1 protein-coding gene is annotated in these 1,686 nt (G+C 63.3%); it reads left to right on the forward strand.

The window, feature by feature from the left end; genetic code table 11:
- Positions 1–308: 308 nt before the first annotated feature.
- On the forward strand, positions 309–1,686 hold a 1,378-nt coding region (gene glgX, locus AC5RWX_RS33000), incomplete at its 3' end, for a glycogen debranching protein GlgX (protein ID WP_494100379.1).

Raw genomic sequence — 1,686 nt, forward strand, 5'->3', positions numbered from 1 at the left:
GGGTCCCGACGTCGGACTCTTGGGTATGTGGGGCGTGGAAGAGGAGGGGCGGTGGGCTGTCATGGCCGCGCTGGGAGCCGCGCTGCATGGCCGCGCCGGGCGGGCGGCGTCGGACTCCTGCTTGGGTGGACCGGTCACCGCGGGAGGCGTCGCCGACGCCTTACCCGAGATCTGGGGTAAAGTAAGCACGCTTAGTAACGCTGCGGTCCGGAAACGTAATAGTCACAGCCAGCCGCTACGGTAGGCATTAGTTCGCACGGCGGTAGGGGGCTCTGCCCTTCTGCTGCGGAATCACAAAGAGGAGCATTATGGAAGTCTGGCCTGGATCGGCTTATCCCCTTGGCGCCACCTATAACGGAACCGGCACCAACTTTGCCCTGTTCAGCGAACGCGCCGAGAAAGTTGAACTCTGCCTCTTTGACGATGAGGGCAAGGAAACCCGCATCGCGGTGGACGAGGTGGACGGGTATGTCTGGCACTGCTACATCCCGCAGGTCCAGCCGGGCCAGAAGTACGGCTACCGGGTCCACGGCCCCTACGATCCTGCTTCCGGCAACCGTTTCAACCCCAACAAGCTCCTGCTGGACCCCTATGCCAAGGCAGTCCACGGCCAGGTGGACTGGGACCCGTCGCTGTTTACCTACAACCTGGGCGAGCCGGACTCGATCAACAACGAGGACTCCGCCAGCCACATGATGATGGGCGTGGTGATAAACCCGTTCTTCGACTGGGACGGCGACCAGAACCTGCGGATTCCCTACCACCAGTCGGTCATCTATGAAGCCCACGTCAAGGGCCTCACAGAGCTGCACCCGGAGATTCCTGAGGAGCAGCGCGGCACCTACGCCGGCGTGGCGCACCCCGCCGTCATCTCCCACCTGCAGAAGCTGGGCGTCACCGCCATCGAACTCATGCCCGTGCACCAGTTCGTCAACGACGGCACCCTGCAGGACAAGGGCCTGAACAACTACTGGGGCTACAACACCATCGGCTTCTTCGCCCCGCAGAACACCTACAGCTCCACCGGGGACACCGGCCAGCAGGTCCAGGACTTCAAAGCCATGGTCCGTTCGCTGCACAAGGCCGGCATCGAAGTCATTCTGGACGTGGTGTACAACCACACGGCCGAAGGCAACCACCTGGGCCCCACGCTGTCCTTCAAGGGCATCGACAACGCCGCCTACTACCGGTTGATGGAGGGCGACGAGAAGCACTACATGGACTACACCGGTACCGGCAACTCACTGAACGTCCGCCAGCCGCACTCCCTGCAGCTCCTGATGGACTCACTGCGGTACTGGGTGACCGAGATGCACGTAGACGGCTTCCGTTTCGACCTCGCCTCCACCCTTGCCCGTGAGTTCTACGACGTGGACAAGCTGTCCACCTTCTTCGAACTCATCCAGCAGGACCCGGTGGTCTCGCAGGTCAAGCTCATCGCCGAGCCATGGGACGTTGGCCCAGGCGGCTACCAGGTGGGCAACTTCCCGCCGCAGTGGACCGAATGGAACGGCAAGTACCGCGACACGGTGCGCGACTTCTGGCGCGGCGAGCCCGCCACCCTGGGCGAGTTCGCTTCCCGCATCACCGGCTCGGCGGACCTGTACGAGCATTCCGGCCGCCGCCCCGTGGCTTCCATCAACTTCGTCACCGCACACGACGGCTTCACCCTTGCAGACCTGGTGT

The organism is Arthrobacter sp. SPT-J7 (assembly GCF_059089965.1).